15 protein-coding genes are annotated in these 16,941 nt (G+C 57.3%); 3 read left to right on the forward strand and 12 right to left on the reverse strand.

What is annotated here, in order from left to right; all coding sequences use genetic code 11:
• Window positions 1-98 precede the first annotated feature (98 nt).
• The 10 genes from ACFFIY_RS02880 to ACFFIY_RS02925 form a co-directional block, all read right to left on the reverse strand.
• Window positions 99-1,316 (reverse strand): CynX/NimT family MFS transporter, encoded by a 1,218-nt coding sequence (locus ACFFIY_RS02880; RefSeq protein ID WP_354197944.1) that lies wholly within the window; start codon window positions 1,314-1,316, stop codon window positions 99-101.
• Between the two features lie 11 nt (window positions 1,317-1,327).
• Window positions 1,328-2,014: a FadR/GntR family transcriptional regulator gene (locus tag ACFFIY_RS02885; protein WP_354197942.1), complete on the reverse strand. Its 687-nt coding sequence runs from the start codon at window positions 2,012-2,014 to the stop codon at window positions 1,328-1,330.
• Between the two features lie 348 nt (window positions 2,015-2,362).
• The gene (locus ACFFIY_RS02890; RefSeq protein WP_354197940.1) at window positions 2,363-2,719 is read right to left on the reverse strand and encodes a glyoxalase superfamily protein; all 357 of its coding nucleotides are present in this window, start codon (window positions 2,717-2,719) and stop codon (window positions 2,363-2,365) included.
• 61 nt (window positions 2,720-2,780) lie between these two features.
• On the reverse strand, window positions 2,781-3,752 hold the full coding sequence (locus ACFFIY_RS02895) for a BadF/BadG/BcrA/BcrD ATPase family protein (protein WP_354197938.1): 972 nt from the start codon (window positions 3,750-3,752) through the stop codon (window positions 2,781-2,783).
• A gap of 16 nt (window positions 3,753-3,768) precedes the next feature.
• Window positions 3,769-4,662: a sugar phosphate isomerase/epimerase family protein gene (locus ACFFIY_RS02900; protein WP_354197936.1), complete on the reverse strand. Its 894-nt coding sequence runs from the start codon at window positions 4,660-4,662 to the stop codon at window positions 3,769-3,771.
• Window positions 4,652-5,719, reverse strand: coding sequence for a Gfo/Idh/MocA family protein (locus tag ACFFIY_RS02905; protein ID WP_354197934.1), 1,068 nt, complete (start codon window positions 5,717-5,719; stop codon window positions 4,652-4,654). The genes ACFFIY_RS02900 and ACFFIY_RS02905 overlap by 11 nt, the downstream gene beginning before the upstream one ends.
• Window positions 5,720-5,985: 266 nt before the next feature.
• Entirely contained in the window at window positions 5,986-7,107 is a 1,122-nt protein-coding gene (locus tag ACFFIY_RS02910; protein WP_354197932.1) for a GerAB/ArcD/ProY family transporter, read from the reverse strand.
• A 23-nt stretch (window positions 7,108-7,130) separates the two neighbouring features.
• Complete coding sequence (locus tag ACFFIY_RS02915) at window positions 7,131-8,288, reverse strand: Ger(x)C family spore germination protein (protein WP_354197930.1); 1,158 nt, start codon at window positions 8,286-8,288, stop codon at window positions 7,131-7,133.
• Between the two features lie 19 nt (window positions 8,289-8,307).
• Entirely contained in the window at window positions 8,308-9,879 is a 1,572-nt protein-coding gene (locus ACFFIY_RS02920) for a spore germination protein (protein WP_376837173.1), read from the reverse strand.
• Between the two features lie 152 nt (window positions 9,880-10,031).
• Window positions 10,032-10,469, reverse strand: coding sequence for a hypothetical protein (locus tag ACFFIY_RS02925; protein ID WP_354197926.1), 438 nt, complete (start codon window positions 10,467-10,469; stop codon window positions 10,032-10,034).
• A 258-nt stretch (window positions 10,470-10,727) separates the two neighbouring features.
• Between ACFFIY_RS02925 and ACFFIY_RS02930 the strand changes: the two genes are divergently transcribed.
• Window positions 10,728-11,513, forward strand: a complete 786-nt coding sequence (locus tag ACFFIY_RS02930; RefSeq protein WP_354197924.1) for an enoyl-CoA hydratase/isomerase family protein — start codon at window positions 10,728-10,730, stop codon at window positions 11,511-11,513.
• A gap of 39 nt (window positions 11,514-11,552) precedes the next feature.
• A complete protein-coding gene (locus ACFFIY_RS02935) occupies window positions 11,553-13,082 on the forward strand; it encodes a long-chain-fatty-acid--CoA ligase (protein WP_354197922.1) in 1,530 nt (509 codons plus the stop codon).
• Between the two features lie 132 nt (window positions 13,083-13,214).
• On the opposite strand, the gene ACFFIY_RS02940 is transcribed toward ACFFIY_RS02935, so the two are convergent.
• The gene (locus ACFFIY_RS02940; protein WP_354197920.1) at window positions 13,215-13,481 is read right to left on the reverse strand and encodes a hypothetical protein; all 267 of its coding nucleotides are present in this window, start codon (window positions 13,479-13,481) and stop codon (window positions 13,215-13,217) included.
• A gap of 469 nt (window positions 13,482-13,950) precedes the next feature.
• Here ACFFIY_RS02940 and ACFFIY_RS02945 point away from each other — a divergent pair, with 469 nt between their 5' ends.
• Window positions 13,951-15,207 (forward strand): cysteine desulfurase-like protein, encoded by a 1,257-nt coding sequence (locus tag ACFFIY_RS02945; protein ID WP_354197918.1) that lies wholly within the window; start codon window positions 13,951-13,953, stop codon window positions 15,205-15,207.
• Window positions 15,208-15,569: 362 nt separating this feature from the next.
• On the opposite strand, the gene ACFFIY_RS02950 is transcribed toward ACFFIY_RS02945, so the two are convergent.
• On the reverse strand, window positions 15,570-16,934 hold the full coding sequence (locus ACFFIY_RS02950) for a YjiH family protein (protein ID WP_354197916.1): 1,365 nt from the start codon (window positions 16,932-16,934) through the stop codon (window positions 15,570-15,572).
• Between the last annotated feature and the right edge of the window lie 7 nt (window positions 16,935-16,941).

A 16,941-nucleotide genomic window follows, 5' to 3' on the forward strand; every position in this document is an offset into this window, starting at 1 on the left:
ACTTCTGCCTTCACAGCTCGGGACTTGCACCCTATAGACTGCGCCCATGCTGGGCGCACATAAAAAAAACCGCCCCGAAGGACGGTTTTCATTTTCACTCACCGGATCTGCACATTCCTTCCCGACACGAGCCCGGCAAGCAAAATCGCCACCGAGACGCCGAGCAGCAGCAGGAGCGGCAGTGTCCAGCTGTTCGTCGCATCATGCAAAACACCGAACAGCGCCGGGCCGGCCGCAGCGAGCAGATACCCGAACGACTGGGCCATGCCGGACAGCTCCGACGCTTCCTGGGAACTGCGCGTGCGCAGGCTGAAGAACATCATCGCGAGGCTGAATGCGGTCCCGCCGCCGATGCCGATCAGGATTGCCCACACCACCATAAGCGACGTGCTGCCGAACAGGATGCCGAGCGTGCCGCCGATGAACAGCGCTCCCGTCAGGATGACGAGCGGAATCTGGCTCTTCATTTTGCCGGCGATGATCGGGATGATGAACGTGAACGGGATCAAAGCAAACTGCATGATCGACAGCATCCACCCCGCGGCGCTGACCGTGATGCCGCGTTCGGTCATGATTTCCGGCAGCCAGGCGACGGTCGTGTAGAAGATGAGCGACTGGAGCCCCATGAACACCGTGATGCACCAGGCAAGCTTCGACTTCCACATGTTCGCGCCCTTCTGCACCGCCGCCCTGCCGGCAGAAACACTCCTGCGCAGTTTCACCTGTGGCAGCAGCACGAGAATCGCGACTAAGGAAATGAATCCCCAGTACCCGAGCGACCCGTTCCAGCCGAGCCGGCCGGCGACCGGAACACTCAGGCCCGACGCAATCGCCGCACACACATTCATCGACACGGCGTAAATGCCCGTCATGAGACCGATATGATGCGGGAAGCTCGATTTGATCAGCCCCGGAATGAGCACGTTGCCGAACGCAATGCCGAGTCCGATGAGCAGCGTGCCGGCAAACAGCGGCCCGACGTGGCTCACCATGCGGAGGAACACGCCGGCCGTGATGAGAACAGACGCCCCGAACAGCACCGTCTGCATCCCGAAGCGCCGCGATAATTTCGGCGCAAACGGCGAAACGGCGGCAAACGCGAGCAGCGGGAGCGTCGTCAGAAAGCCCGCGGCAAAACTTGAAATGCCGAGGCTGGCCCGGATATTTCCGACAAGCGGTCCGACCGACGTGAGCGGCGCCCGCAGATTCGCGCCGACGCTGATGATCGCCAAAAATACAAGCAGCACCTCCGCGCTTGCGATCATTTTAACCTTTGATTCCTCTTGCTGAAGTAACTCTGGTTGTTGTAATCTCATGGTCGTCCCCTTTATCTATGTAAAAGTGTGTCTTTGAACCGGTGGATATACGCATTGACCGCATCCATCGCCCCGTCCGGATCCTGCCGGACAATCGCCTCGACAAGCGCATCGTGGACATCCCGGTGCCCGCTCTGATCGGCCGTCGCATCCAGGATATTGCGGATCGACGACTCCAGCGGGTCAATCAGATGCCCATACAAATCGATGAGGACGGGATTGTGCGACGCCCGCACAATCGCCCGGTGCAGCGCGAGATCCGCCGACATATAGCCCTGCGGATCGCCCGCAGACAGCATCTCCTTGCAGGCAATCAAAGCCGACTGCATCTCCTCCAGATCCGACGCGTTCCGCCGGACGGCCGCAAGCCGCGCCGCTTCGCGCTCCAATGCATGCCGGACCTCCAGCGTATCGAGCACATCCGCCCGGTCCACCCGCTTCCGGATCGCCGCCTCCAGCACGCTCGACGAGCACACATAAGTGCCGCTCCCCTGCCGCGACTGCAAAAGCCCCGCGTGAACCAGCGCCCGGGTCGCTTCACGGATTGTATTGCGGCTCACCTCAAACTCCCCGACCAGCTCCATCTCCGTCGGAATCCGCTCCCCGACCGGCCACTCCCCGCCGTCAATGAGCGCCTCCATCTGGCCGACCACCTGATCCACCAGCGATGCCCGGCTCGCCTTCGAAATTGCCGACATTCAATTCACCTCAAATTTGTAGGATGATTGGACGATTGACAGTTTAACATATGTGGAGCGGGTGTGTAAATAAGAGGCGGCGTTGGTTTGAGGGGACTATTGGGGATTAACGGGACTTGATGCTGGTGTGAGTGGAGTAAGTTGGGTCGCGAGTGGCGCGAGTTTGGCCGCGAGTGGCGCGAGTTTGGCCGCGAGTGGCGCGAGTTTGGCCGCGAGTGGCGCGAGTTGAGGCGCAGGCTCACATGGCAGAATGAAAACAGAACAAAGAAGAGAAGGGACGAGGTGCAGGCGTCTGCATCTCGTCCCTTCTCCTCCTTTTTATGAGCGTTGCCTTTATCTTTATCCCGCTCACTCCCCGGTCTCCTCATAAAACACAATCCGGTTCGAGGACGGGTCCATCACGGTCAGTTCCTTCATTCCCCACGGCGCCTGCTCGATCTTCGGGTTCATGAACGGGTAATCACGTCCTCGCAGGCGCTCCAGAAAGTCTTCCAGCCCGTTCATCCCGATGCGGACGGCGCTCCCGGGCGTCGCGTCGCCGTGGTGCTCGCTCAAATGAATCACATTTCCGCCGAGACACAGCTCGGCGTACACGGGCATGCCTTCATCAAACCGGTGCTCCCATTCAAGCGCAAATCCCAGGTAGTCCACATAAAACGCGTACGTCTTCTCGCGGTCGAACATCCGCAATATCGGTATGACCATCCCAACTCCTCCGCCCGTTGCTGTCCTGAACCCTCATTATATCATCGATCAGAAGCCCCGCTCACTCGCCGTAAGTTTCATTGAACTTCTCCGCAAACGCCTCGGCCGCACCCGGTGCCAGTTCAAGCGGGGCAATCGCCGCTCCGCCGACCGGGGGCATCTTCGGCGCGACGAATCGGAATTCATAGCCGCTCCCCGCCCTCAGTTGCTCCAGCTCACCGCGGAACAGCCCGAAATCCGAAAACACGCCGCCCGCCAGCACGACCGGAACCGAACTCCCCGAAAACGCACTCCGGCGAAAACAGCTCACCACACACTCCCAGAACTCCCCGCACGCCCGTCGGACAATCGCGCCCGCCGCCGCGTCCTCACGCGCCAGCTCAACGACGCACCGCCCGAGCGGCGCGACCAAACTACGCGGATGCACGCCTTCGTCCCCGTACAGCAGCGGGATCAGATCCGGCACCTCAGCCACGCCGAAATGTTTCAATACCGCCCTGGTCAGCGCCGTCTCCGCACCCCGCCCGTCATATGCCCGGAACACGCTCCGCAACGCCTCAATCCCGAGGTCAAACCCGCTCCCCCGGTCATCGAACAGCCACCCCCACCCGGCGACCCGGTGCTCCGCGCCCGCCTCATCCAGGCTGTATGTAATCGCCCCGGTCCCGGCCACCTGGACGATGCCCGGTGCGCCGAGCGTCCCGGCCATGAGTGCATTCACCGAGTCATTCGACACACTCAGCCTGCACCCGGCCGGCAGCAATTTGCCCGCCGCCTCCCGGACAAGCCGTCCGCCCCCGCTCTCCATCACGCCGCTCATTCCCGCATGCAAGAACGCCAGTTGCTCGAACGCTTCCGGGTCCGCAGCGCGCAGCCGCCCAATCAGACCCGACAGCACCGCGGCAAACTCCCCGGGACTCATCACCGTCGGATTGCTCGGCCCCGCCTCCGCACGCGCCAGCACACGCCCGTCCAACCCGCACAAAACCGCCGCCGTCTGCGTGCCGCCCCCGTCGATCGCCAACACCGTCATCCGAAACACCCCCTTCTCACGGCGGGAACCGGTACTGATTGATGAACCGTACCGCCTCTGAAATATCCCGCACCGGATCGGCCCGCACCTCGCGCTCCACCGTCAGATACCCATCATACCCGATGTCCGCAAGCGCCCGGAAGTACGCATCGAACCCGACCGCCCCCTCACCGAGCGGCACCTCACGGAAAAACGCCCCGCTTTCCACCATCGCCGCAATGTCCCCGTGCGAACTGCCCTCATTGAACCCATGCATCCCGTACACATCCCGCGGATCCACACAAGCAAGCCGGACACCATCCTTCACATGCGTATGAACGATATAGTCCTTCAGCAGATGCACCCCCCTCACCGGATCGTCCCCCGTGACCATCACGAGATTCGCCGGATCATAATTCACCGACACCCCGTCGCCCGGCAACGAATCAAGAAACCGCTTCAGCCGTTCCGCCGTCTCCGGTCCCGTCTCGATCGCGAAATACCCGTCCACACTTTTCGCATAAGCCGCCAGCTCCCCGCACGCCTCCTGCATCACCGCATACATCCGCCCCGACTCATCCTCCGGCACGATCCCGATATGCGTCGTCACCACATCCGTCCCGAGATCCTTCGCCAAGTCGATGATCCGCTTCGACTTCTCGATCTTCTCCCGGTTCGCCGCCGGATCCTGAAACCCGTGCCCGCCGAGATCCCCGCAAATCGCCGACACCTCCAGACCGAGCCCGGCAATAAACCCCGTCAGCTCCCGTCTCTTGGCGGGGCTCATTTGCGAAGGCTCCAGCTCGCCCGATACCGCATACATCTGGACCCCGTCCGCGCCGATCTCCTTCGCCTTCACCAGCGCCTCCCGCACCGGCAGCCGCAGATTGTCCGTGATCACCCCGACCGGATTATTCAGCCTAACCGTCACCGTACACCACCTCCTGACCGGATTTCGCCGACTCGTAGATCCCGTCCAGCATCTTCATCACCTCAAGCCCGTCCTCAAGCGGCGCATGCGTCCCCCCGCCTCCGAGGCAGCATGCGACAAAGTGATCGATCTCCGACCCGAACGCCTCGTCAAAATCAAGCGTCAAGTGGTCAATCTGAGGATGCACGTTCAAAATCGTGTCGTGCTGTTCCGTCACGAGCAACAGTTCCGGCTCCAGTTCCGCACCGCCCTTCTTCCCAAAAAGCTGGATCTTCGTCTCGGTCTCCTTCGCATGCAGGCTGAACGACACGTCGAGCAAGAGCGAGGCGCCGTTCTCGAACTCGATCAGCGCCGCGGCCAGGTCCTCGACGTCGTTCTTGTCCGCGCTGTAGTCGGCCGCCTTATAAAACGACAGGTTCCCGACGTTCGCCCGGTTGCCGAGCTCCCGGTGAGTCACCCCCTTGATCCGCGCGACTTTCGGCTTCCCCATCAGGTACCAGACCGTGTCGATCAAGTGCACCCCGAGGTCGATGAGCGGCCCGCCGCCGGAGCGCGACCGGTCCGCGAACCACCCGCCCGGATTGCCGATCCTCCGCAGATGCGTCGCCTTTGCGTAATAAATCCCGCCGAGCAGCCCGTCGTCGATGAACTTCTTCAGCACCCGCGTCCCCGCTGCGAACCGGCGAACGAACCCGACCTGGAACACCTGACTCCGCCCGGCAGCCGCATCCCGGATCTTCAGCGCCTCCGGATATGTCATCGCGAGCGGCTTTTCCACGAGCACGTGTTTCCCGTGAGAAACAGCGTCAACCGACAACTGCGCATGCGTGTCATTCCAGGTGCAGATGCTCACCGCGTCAATCTTGGGATCCGCCAGCAGTTCCGCCGTCGACCTGTACACCTTGTTGACCCCGTACCTTGCCGCCTTCTCCCGCGCCCGCTCCGCCGACAAATCGTAGATTCCGTGAAGCTCCGTCTCCTCGTTCGCCGCATACGACTGCAAATGATAATCCGAAATCATCCCCGCCCCGATCACACCCACCCTGAGCTTGCCCAACTTCCCGATCCCCCTCTCCGTTGCCCGCACCCGCCACGTCGCCGACTTTCCTTCATCATATGGGCGGGCGGAGCGTTTCAACACACAATTATGGAAGGAACGGAAGGCATAAAGGGGCGAGTGAGACGCTAAGTGCGGCGAGTGAGACGCAATCCGGTGCGAGTGAGACGCTAACCCGCGCGAGTGAGACGCTATGCGCCGCGAGTGAGACGCTTTCCGAAAACGCGAAAACGACCATGCTGCTTCGCATGGTCGTCGCGTCCGCCTTAACACCGTTCGGCTACTTTCTTCCTTTTCAATTGTTTTCGGCGGATGACGTACACGGCCGCGAGCAACAGCGGAATGACAATGCCCGATAAAATGGAAAGTTTCACTCCGACGGTTGCCCGCCACTCTTTAAACTCGATGATGCTCGGAAACAGGGTCAGGGACAAAAGAAAAGCCATCGTCCCCAGCGGCAGAATAAATGTCCTGTAATTCCCTGTCCCGAACAGCCGGGAAGTCCCGAGCGTCGCCGCATACAGGTAAATCGAAGTCTTGAAAAACAGCGTAATCAGCCACAGGAAAGCCATCGTCGATTCGATCCGCTGAATAAAGTTTCCGATGTCGATCCTCTTGGCCAGTTCATATCCCGGGTATTGCTGTTTCGCCGTATTGTCGCCGCCCAGTACGGTGACGCATAAAAGCGTTAGCAAGATGATCACCGCCGCACTGATCGCGCTGCCGACCAACATCGAACGGCCGGCCCCTTTCTCACTGTTGGTGGAAACAGAATAAATCACGAGCATGGTGACCGTGTTCAGTGCAAACACCTCAATCAGGGGAAAAGAGGCACGGGCAATCGTTCCGGCTCCATGCTCAAAAACCGGCCGGATGTTCTCGACTTTGATTTCCGGCAGCAATAAAATGAACAACAGGAACAAAAACAGGAAGTACATCACAATAAAAATTTCTGATGCACGGGCAATCGTCTCCAGCCCGAGAAACAAACCAAGCAGAACGGCCGCGAGCATAAGGAGATTCAGCGCGGGCATCGGCGTATTCGGCAGCATTTCCGTCTGCAGAAATGCACCCAGGTAATAAAGCAAACTGGACGCGTAATTCATCATGACGACGATGAATACCGCGACCATGACCTTTCCGATCCATCGGCCGAGAACCCATTCCATCGCCTCAAAAAGTGACATTCCCGGATAGCAGCGGGCCAGCACACCATAAAGAGCGATGATGACCATTCCGGCCAACGTCCCTGCAACAGCCGCCAGCCAGGCATCCTGTCCGGACTTTTCCGCCAAAACAGCCGGCACTGCCAAGATACTTGTGCCCGTCGTGAAAAAAAAGACGAGCACTCCGAATTGATAGGCACTGATTCTCTCGGTTTCCTTCATCTCAGCCGTCCTCCTACTTGTCCTCAAAGCGGGTTCAGCAATGTCCCGGTCATCTGGATGTCCATCTCCACCTTGACCTTTACCGGAACATCCGAGAAGCCGTGATCGGCCCACTCACTTTTCAGGCTCTTCCACTTGTCAGGATAAGACCGGTGGATGGTCCGCCCGAATCCAAAAATATCAGAGCCCCTTCGAGACTGGGCTTCCTTGATCGTTTCCTCGATGGTGCCCGTCAGTTTCTTTTCAAAGAGACTCTCCAAGGTGTGAAGACTTTCCGGCTTTTTCATGTCAAGTCCGCATTGGACGGATCCGACATTGCCTTTGTTCTTGACCGTGATTTCCATTTCCGGACTTTCACCGTTGAAGCTTGCCTTGATTTTGGAATCCGACTTCGTCACTTCAATGGCCACGTTTCCCCCCTCTGGGCAGGAAACGGTTTCGACCGTACTTTTTATATTTCCGGACACATAGTTGAAGCCCTTGCTTTGTTCCGCGCCGAGCCAGCCGACGAGCCGGTCTTTTTCAAAGACGGCCAGATTATCAAAATACAGCCGGACGGCCGGCCGGATTTCCCCCATCATTTCCTTGCTGGCCTCACCGGGATCGCCGGTTGACATCACACCGGTCAGCACGGCATCCTTTCCTTCGCTGGATATATCAGCGAGCAGCTCATGAAGAGAGATCTTCTGGACTGCCGACCAGTTATCCGAAGAGTTTTCCAGCATCTCAAAGAGTTTGTTGGCCGGAATCGTGTCAAGCGCGGTCGGAACCGCCAGAATTTCCGAGGCCGGACGGTCTTTTGAAACAACAACGGAAAAATCAGGCCGCAATTCCCAGTCACGAACGAAGATATCCAGCGAGTCCCAAATCCCCTCTCTCGCCATTTCCTCTCCGATCACAAGAAGCTTCAGATGACCCGGGTAAATCTTCCGTGGCACTTGCTTCGTCATCTTGCGGATCGCTTCGTAAGCGGTCTCGCCATCCGCCTGGAACAGGAGGACGGGGGTTGCCTCAGCTCCTTTGGTTGAGGATATGGCAGAAGGCACAACAATCTGCGCGGAGACCCGGAAACCACCGTCGTCCGACTTGTCGATCCCGAATGCGACGGTGATGGCGATCTCATTCAATTCCCGCTTGTCCCAGCAACCGGTAAGAAAACAGCAACAGATCAGTATGATCAAGAGCGGCTTTTTCATGGAATCACCTTTTCGATTCAGAGTTGTCCGTATCCGGAGTTCCGGGTACGGCCGGCTGCTGACGGACCGGGTTTGCTTTCCCGATCAGCTTCGGACGCCGGAACATGCGGGGGATCGGCGCCCGGATCATCGTGTCTTTTTGATCGCTCCAGTTAAACGGTGCGAGCGGGCTCGTATAAGGGACGCCAAACGAACGCAGGCTGCACATATGCAAAATCATAAGGATCAGACCGATCATGATGCCGTAAAAACCAAAGCAACCCGCAATGATCATGAAGCCGAATCGCATGATCCGCACCGTAAATCCGAGGTCGTACACCGGGGAAACGAAGTTGGCAATGGCAGTCAGGGAAACGACGATCACCATCGCAGCGGAAATGATCCCCGCTTCCACCGCCGCCGTCCCGATGACCATCGCGCCGACGATGGAAATGGCCGATCCGATATTCCGCGGCATCCGCAGCCCGGCCTCCCTCAGAATCTCAAACGCCAATTCCATGATGAAGGCCTCCATGAGTGCCGGGAACGGGACACCTTCGCGCTGGGCGGCCAGACTGATCAAAAGTGGCGGCGGCAGCATATTTGGGTGGAACGTCGTGATGGCGATATAAAAGGCCGGGAGCAGCATGGCGATCCAAAACGAAGCATAACGGAGGAGCCGGATAAAACTTGAAAATAACACCCGTTGATAATAATCTTCGGGAGACTGGAAAAACTGGACGAACAGCGCCGGCACGATCAGCACAAATGGAGTGCCGTCCACGAGAATCGCAATTCTTCCCTCCAGCAGGTTGGCCGCCACCGCGTCCGGCCGCTCCGTGTTGTAGATCGTGGGGAACATCGTATAGTCGGTATCCTGGATAAACTCCTCGATATATCCGCTTGACAGGATCCCGTCGATCTTGATCAAGTCCAGCCTTCTGCGCAGCTCGTCCAGCACACTTTCCTCGACCAGGCCGTGGATATACATCAGCTCCACCTCGGTCCCGGACCGTGTGCCGACCTTTCTTGATTCATTCCATAGATTCGGATCCTTCAACCGCCGCCGGATCAGCGCCGTGTTCACCCGGATATTTTCCGTGAACGAATCCCGCGGACCGCGGACAACGGTCTGTGAATTCGGCTCGGTGACCTGCCGCTCCGCCCATTTTCGGTTCGGGATAACCAGGCCGGCGGCAAACCCGTCCACGAGCAGGAGTGTATCCCCCGACAGCAGACTGTCCAGCAAGGAAGAAACCGTGTCGGACTCCTGCACTTCTGCGACCGTCAAAATCCGTTCTTTCAGCTCTTCCAGGAAGGCGGCATCCGGCTGTCCGCCCTCTCTTACTTCTATTTCCGGCAAATCGATCATCAGCGTTTCCAGGAGAAAATCCTGGAGGGAGGCCGTATCCGTCAAACCATCCGTGTACAAAATACCGGCCGGAATCCCTTCCCGGCCAATTGCGACCTCCCGGCAGACAATGTCCGAGCTTTCTCCCAAAGTCACCTTTAACAAAAGCAGATTCTCCTGCAGACTCTTTTGCAGGCGGTCCCGTCCGGAATCCACGGCAGACGCATCTTGCTTCCTATCGGTCATTGCCATCCGGCCCCCTCTCCCGCCATATTTACAGACAGTATGAAAACAAGGGAGATGGATTATACATAGGATGAAAGATTTGGGCAAAAAAAAGACAGCCTCAATGAAATCTTAAGAGGGTGTCGATCGTTCGCGGGGACGAGCCGGGCTCTTTATCCCTTCAGGCTCATCAAGTATTCTTCTGTTTCTTCCTGCTCTTTTGCCACACGGCGAATCTCCATTTCCAGTTCCGCAATTTCCGACTTCTCTTGTAAACGGTCCCGTTTGATGGCAAGATGCCGCAATTTCCGTTCTTTTGCATCGAGCAGCACTTCCGCATGAACCTTCGACAGCTTGCGGCTGTTAACCGGGACTGCTTCATGGTCCATCTTCCTCAATGACGGGGACCCTGTGCCTTTTTTAGACTTCATTGCCGGTGAGGCCGGCACTTGCGTTTTCCTTGTTCTCCTTCCTCCCATGATGGTTCCCGAAAACACCGAGACCCTCAGAAAAGCGCCTGCCAACAGAAGCCAGGCAACCGGATGGGTGCTTCTTATTAATCCCGCATTCAGGCTGACGATGACCAGCACACCGAACAAAGCCATCATCACAAAGCCGCCGCGTTGAACCCGCTTTTTGTTCATCCCGTTCCCCCACTTCCATTGTAAATCCACCAATATTTTCTTTAATTCTAATCAATTATATCCTATTTTTGATCCTTTGCAGTAAAATAGTTGAAATTTCCAATGCACCCCATTCCAAAACGAGATTGTCTCTTAATTTATTATGAAGTACAATTATTCTGACATCTATTTCGGAGGTGAATGAGCCGGGATGCCCAATTGAAAATGAAATGTAGGAGGAGACAGATGACAGAACCGATTTTGTACGAGAAACGAAACCAGTCCGCCTGGATTTACTTGAATCGGCCCGAGGAAATGAACGCCATCAGCAAAGAACTGCTTCGCGCACTTGAAGAAGCGGTGATCCGGGCCGAACACGATGAAGACGTCCGGGTTGTAATCGTCTCAGGAAAAGGAAAAGCGTTTTGTGCAGGGGCAGACCTGAAGGAATTGCTGGAAGACATTGAAACGCAAGACTCCCTTGAACCGGGCCTGCTGGACCTTGTCGGGTCGGTGTTCGGCAAACTCGAAAAGTTGAGCAAGCCATTAATCGCAGCACTCAATGGCATCACGGTGGCGGGCGGGCTGGAAATTGCCATGACGGCGGACATTGTCATCGCTTCACAGAAAGCAAGAATCGGTGACGGTCATGCGAATTTCGGCGTGATCCCGGGAGGCGGCGGCGCCGTGAAATTGCCGAGAAAAATCGGCATCAACCGGGCCAAATACCTGCTGTTCACGGGAGACTTCCTCAGTGCAGATGATATGAAAGACTTCGGCCTGGTCCAGGAAGTGGTCCCGCCAGAAAATCTGGAGGCCGCCGTCCAGGACACGGCTGATAAAATTTCCGCGAAAAGCCCGCTGGTGCTACGGAAGATGAAGGAACTCGTCGCGGACGGCATGGAACAGCCGCTGGAGATTGCCTTGAAACAAGAACTGCTGTCACTCCGGGAACACACCAAATCGCACGACCTGACAGAAGGCCTGTCCGCGTTCGCCGAAAAGCGCCGGCCGGCATTCAGGGGCTACTGACGATCGAGCCACCGGACCAAAACTTTAGGGGGATGGGACATGAATCTCGTACAGGTATTTGAACAAAACGTGTTAAGGCATCCGGAAAAGACGGCAGTCATCTATGAAGATCGGACTTACACGTACGAAGCCCTCAACAGAACAGTGAACCGGCTGGCCAATGGACTGATGGAATCAGGAATAAAAAAAGGCGAGAAAGTCGCCTTGATGATGAAAAACTCCGACCACTTCGCCATCGCCTATCTTGCATGCGTCAAAATCGGCGCCGTTCTCGTACCGATGAATTTCCGGCTCGTGGAGCGGGAGCTCGCCTATATCCTCGGCCAGTCCGACAGCGTTCTCGTCATCTGTGATTCAGAATACGAAGAAATGATCCAGAGCACAATCAGCGACATCCCCGCCATCCGTCAGGTGATCACCACCGGACCACCTGCGATCAGCGGCAATCGGACCATCGAATCGGCTTTTTCTGAAAACGTTTCCAACCCGGAGGTTCCACTTGCGGACACCGACGATCTTCATATCTTGTACACTTCCGGAACGACCGGTCACCCGAAAGGTGCCTTGTTCGACCATCAGCGGGTGACAAGCACGATGGTGGGGCTCATCGGCATGCTCGGCTACAACACCGAGGAGCGTTTTATCCATCTCGCGCCCCTTTTCCATGCCGCCCAGCTCATCATCTGCCTGACGAGCGGCCTGTTCCTCGGAGCGACTCATGTGATCCACCGCGACTTCAATCCGGCCGCCGTGTTCCGGGACATCGAAAAATACCGGATCACCAACTTCTTTGCCGTGCCGACGATGTACAACGCCCTGCTCGCCCATGAAGACAAGAACCGCTATGACACATCTTCGGTGAAGCGGTTCGCCTACGGGGCCGCGCCGATGTCCGCCTCACAGGTGAATGCGTGCATCGAGTTCTTCAACACCAAAAACTTTTACAGCCTGTGCGGCCTCACCGAAGGCGGTCCGTCCGGCATCTTCCTGTCCCCCGCCGGCCACGAAACCAAAGTCGGCTCCGCCGGCAAAGAAGGCCTGTGGCTCACCGAAGCCAAACTCGTCACGCCGGACGGCCGCGAAACTGTGCCCGGAGAAGTCGGCGAACTGATTTTGAGAGGTCCGACCATCATGAAGGAATACTACAAAAAGCCGGAAGCCACGGCGGACACCCTGCGGGACGGCTGGCTTCATACGGGAGACCTCGGATACCGTGACGAAGACGGCTATGTCTACATCGTTGACCGCAGCAAAGACATGATCATCACCGGCGGCGAAAACGTCTACTCCGTAGAAGTGGAAAACGTCCTTCACGGGCATCCCCAGATTGCAGATGTCGCCATCATCGGAACTGCCGACCCCAAGTGGGGCGAAGTCGTGACGGCGGTGATCGTTCCAAAAAAGGGAGAAACGATCGATCCGGATGAGCTCGAGGCCTACTGCCGGAAGAACCTATCTGCTTTTAAGATTCCAAGAAACATCCTCTTTGAAGAGGAACTGCCGCGAAACGCTTCCGGCAAGCTCATGAAATTCAAACTGCGCGAACAAGTGAACATCCCGGCCGGCTGAGACACCGGCCTATTCCAAAACGGCAGCACGCGCCTGATGCGCACGCTGCCGTTTTGTCATCTCCGTTCGAAGTTGCCACCGGGTGTAATTTGACTATTGCCTGTTCAAAAATCGCCATATTGATTTTCCGGCTTATTCCCACCTCGAAAAACGAAATGCCCGCTGGTACTTCATCTTGCCTGTGCCGGGAAGGATCGGGCCAACCGAGCGATAAATTTTGCACCGCCGGCGTCCCGCCACGGTCTTGGCAAACAAGAGAGCATGGTCGCTTCCCAGCTGTTCCGGCGAATCGGCCTCCAGCTCCACGATGAAATCCCAGTTCTCTGTCCAATCGGCACGCAGGATGTCCAGCCTATAAACATCGGTGACTTCTCTCTCATGTTCCAGTACAGCATCCATCCGATTTCATCTCCTTCATTGTCAGGGTTGTTTTAACACGACATCCCAATGCGTGTCTTTATGCCCATAAATACCGCGAACAAGTCCGAATCAGTGTTTTCTTTCTCGTTGAGTGTAAGTCCATTGAACTAATTCCAACCAAAAAATAATCAGTGCCGATGTTGGCGGCACTGTTCGGAGGGAACCATTTTGTTTATTTATATTAGCAAAATATGGTTGATAATACAATGGTCATTCGGAAATGCCACCCCGTCTTCCTTCACTTGTACCTGATGCTTTGTTCCCTTTTCCCCGCCGCCGCAAACCGGCTTTCTCTATTGATTCAAAAATTGTTCATAGGACTTCGGGGAAGGCGTGTCGAAATAGTTCGATATCCGGAATAGGCGATTCATCCAGAATTGTCGGGTCGACAGGAACCGGCATCCCGCCTCTTCCGGAATTCGATTTTATATTCAAGGAGGTCGTTTTCATGTCTGCATATCCGATCGATGAAATCCGCAACCAGTTCCCGGCGCTCGGACGCACCCATCACGGCAGGCCGGCCGTGTTTTTGGACGGGCCCGGCGGATCACAGGTCGTCAAGGGCGCGATGGATGCGATGATCCGCTATATGACCGGCGGCACCGCCAATCTGCACGGCCAGTTTCCGACAAGCGCGGAGACGGAAAAAAGCATCCGGAATACCCGGGAAGCCGTGGCGGATCTGGTGAATGCCCGCCCCGAGGAGATAGCCTTCGGTCAAAACGCCACATCGCTTGCGTTTTCCGTCGCCCGGGCGCTGAGCCGCGACTGGCAGCCGGGCGACGAAATCGTCCTGACCGAGATGGACCATCCCGCGAACATTGACCCCTGGCTGTCGGCTGCAGAGGAAAAGGGCGTGAAGGTGAACTGGATTCCGGTAGATTCTTCCACCCTGACGCTTGACCTTTCACGACTCGATGAACAAATCAGTCACCGCACGCGTCTTGTCGCCGTCACACTTGCTTCCAACGCGGTGGGCACCATTCCCGACATCCGTCCGATCATGGAACGGGCAAAAGCGGCCGGTGCCCTCACCTCCGTCGACGCCGTACATGCGGTTCCGCATATGCCGATCGACCGGGAAAAGCTCGGCGCCGACCTCCTGTTTTTCTCGGCCTACAAGTTTTTCGGACCGCATATCGGCATGGCCGTCATCCGGACGGAAGTTTTCAAGAAACTCAAACCGTACAAAGTCGGACCGTCGGACAACCACTATCCGGACAATCTGCAGACCGGCACGCAAAATTTTGCCGCCATTGCCGGCGTCAAGGCGGCCGTCGGATTCATTGAAAGCCTTGGAAACGGCAACACCCGGCGGGAACGGATCCTGGACGGTTACCGCCGGATTGAAGATCATGAAAACCGGCTCGCGAACCGGATCCGGCGGGCCTTCCATGAGATGGACGGCATCCGTCTTTACCAGGCGCCCGATTCCGTGCCCAAAACCCCGACGCTCGCCTTCACGGCAGACGGCCTGTCCCCCGCCGAATTCAGCCGAAGAATGGCCGAGGAGTTTTCCATCTTTGTCGCGGACGGACACTTTTACGCCACCCGACTCGCCGAGCGGGCAGGCGTCCTCGAAGCCGGCAGCTGGATCCGGGCGGGACTAGCCCCGTACACCACCGACGATGAAGTCGACCGGTTCATCGACGCCACGCGCCAAATCATCCGGACACCGGCAAATTGTGTCCAGTTCTCTGTGTAAATACGCGAGACGTGCGGGAAAAGCGTCCGTCGAAGATGCCGCAAAACGCAGCTCGAGTAGACAGGGGCGACGTGAGCGGGGGCAGCGGGCGGATTTCTTCGACTGATGGAGTTCTTCGATCCATGGTGCTGTCCGGGGTGAGTGGAATCATAGAGGCTTTGAGTGAGCGCGTTGCCCGGGTGAGTGGAATCATAGACGCCATGAGTGAGCGCGTTGCCGGGGTGAGTGGATTCATGGAGCGATTCTGTCCGGTTCTCTGTGTGATTCCTTCGACTGATGGTGTTCTTGTACACCATCCACCGGTACTCCGGACAAAACGAAAAAGCAGCCTTCCACGGCTGCTTTTTCGCATTCTTTCCTATTCAGAACAACCAATGCGCGATCAGCACGATGATCGGCAGGGTGATGACCGTCCGCTGGATGAAGATGATGAGGAGCTCCCGGAAGTTGACCGGGATGTTGGATTTCAGGATGAGGATGCCGATTTCCGACATGTAGATGAGCTGCGTGAGCGACAGTGTGCCGACGACAAACCGCGTCAGCTCGCTTTCGATGCCGCTGCCGATGACCGACGGGAGGAACATGTCGGCGAATCCGACGAGCATCGTCGGCGCCGCTTCGTTTGCCGCCGGGATCTGCATCAGTTCGAGCAGCGGGACGAGCGGATAGGAAATCCACTGGAACAGCGGGGTGTATTCCGCCACGATCAAGGCCAGCGCCCCTAGGCTCATGACGAGCGGAATGAGGCCGAGCCAGATGTCGAGCACGGTTTCGACGCCTTCACGGACAAGCGCTTTCGGGCCTTTCGCCTTGTCCGCTTTTGCTAGTGCCTGGTTCCAGCCCCAGCTCAGCTTGGACACGCCCGCCGGCATGTCTTCTTCCATCTGCGGCACCACGCCCGGCGCATATTCGTCGGCTTTCCTCGAAAGCGGCGGGATGCGCGGCATGATGATCGCAGCGGCAATTGACGCGATCGCGATCGTCGCGTAGAACGGGACGAACATGTGTCCAAGGCCAATGACATTTGCAACAACAAGAGAAAATGAAATCGACGCGATTGAAAAGGTCGTCGCGATGACGGCCGCTTCCCGCTTTGTGTAATAGCCTTCGTCATACTGCTTCATCGTCACGAGCACGCCGACCGGAGCCGCACCCATCCAGGACGCCATCGTGTCGATCGACGAGCGGCCCGGCAGCTTGAACACCGGTCCCATGAATCCTCTGAGCAGCGTCCCGACAAATTCCATCAAGCCGAATTCCACGAGCAGCGGCAGCATGACCCCTGCGAACAAGAACCAAGTCAGCAGCACGGGCGCCAGGTCAAACAGCACGACCCCGCCCGTTGCGCCGGATGAAATGAATTCCGGACCGACTTTGAAAAACGCCATGAATCCGACCGCGAATCCGAAAATCCGCGTGATCAGCCCGAACGGTCCGACGAGGAACAGCCCTTTCAGGAACGGCTGGTTAACGATGAACGACGGCTTTGCCGCCACCGCCACGATCGTCATGATCATCGTAAAGGCAAGCAGCCCCAGGATGAAACCGGGAATCCACGCCTCTCCCGCCTTGAGCATGGCCGAGGCCATCACACCGACGCCGATGGTAATTTCCCCGTTCACTTTGATCGGCAGCAAAAACAGCAGTGCCCCGATCAGAGACGGAATCAAAAACTTCCATGCGGCCCGCTTGGACGCAGCCCCTTCCCCTTTATAAACAACGGACATGTTCATT

This window comes from Bhargavaea ullalensis, assembly GCF_042432615.1.
Classification (GTDB): Bacteria; Bacillota; Bacilli; order Bacillales_A; family Planococcaceae; genus Bhargavaea; species Bhargavaea ullalensis.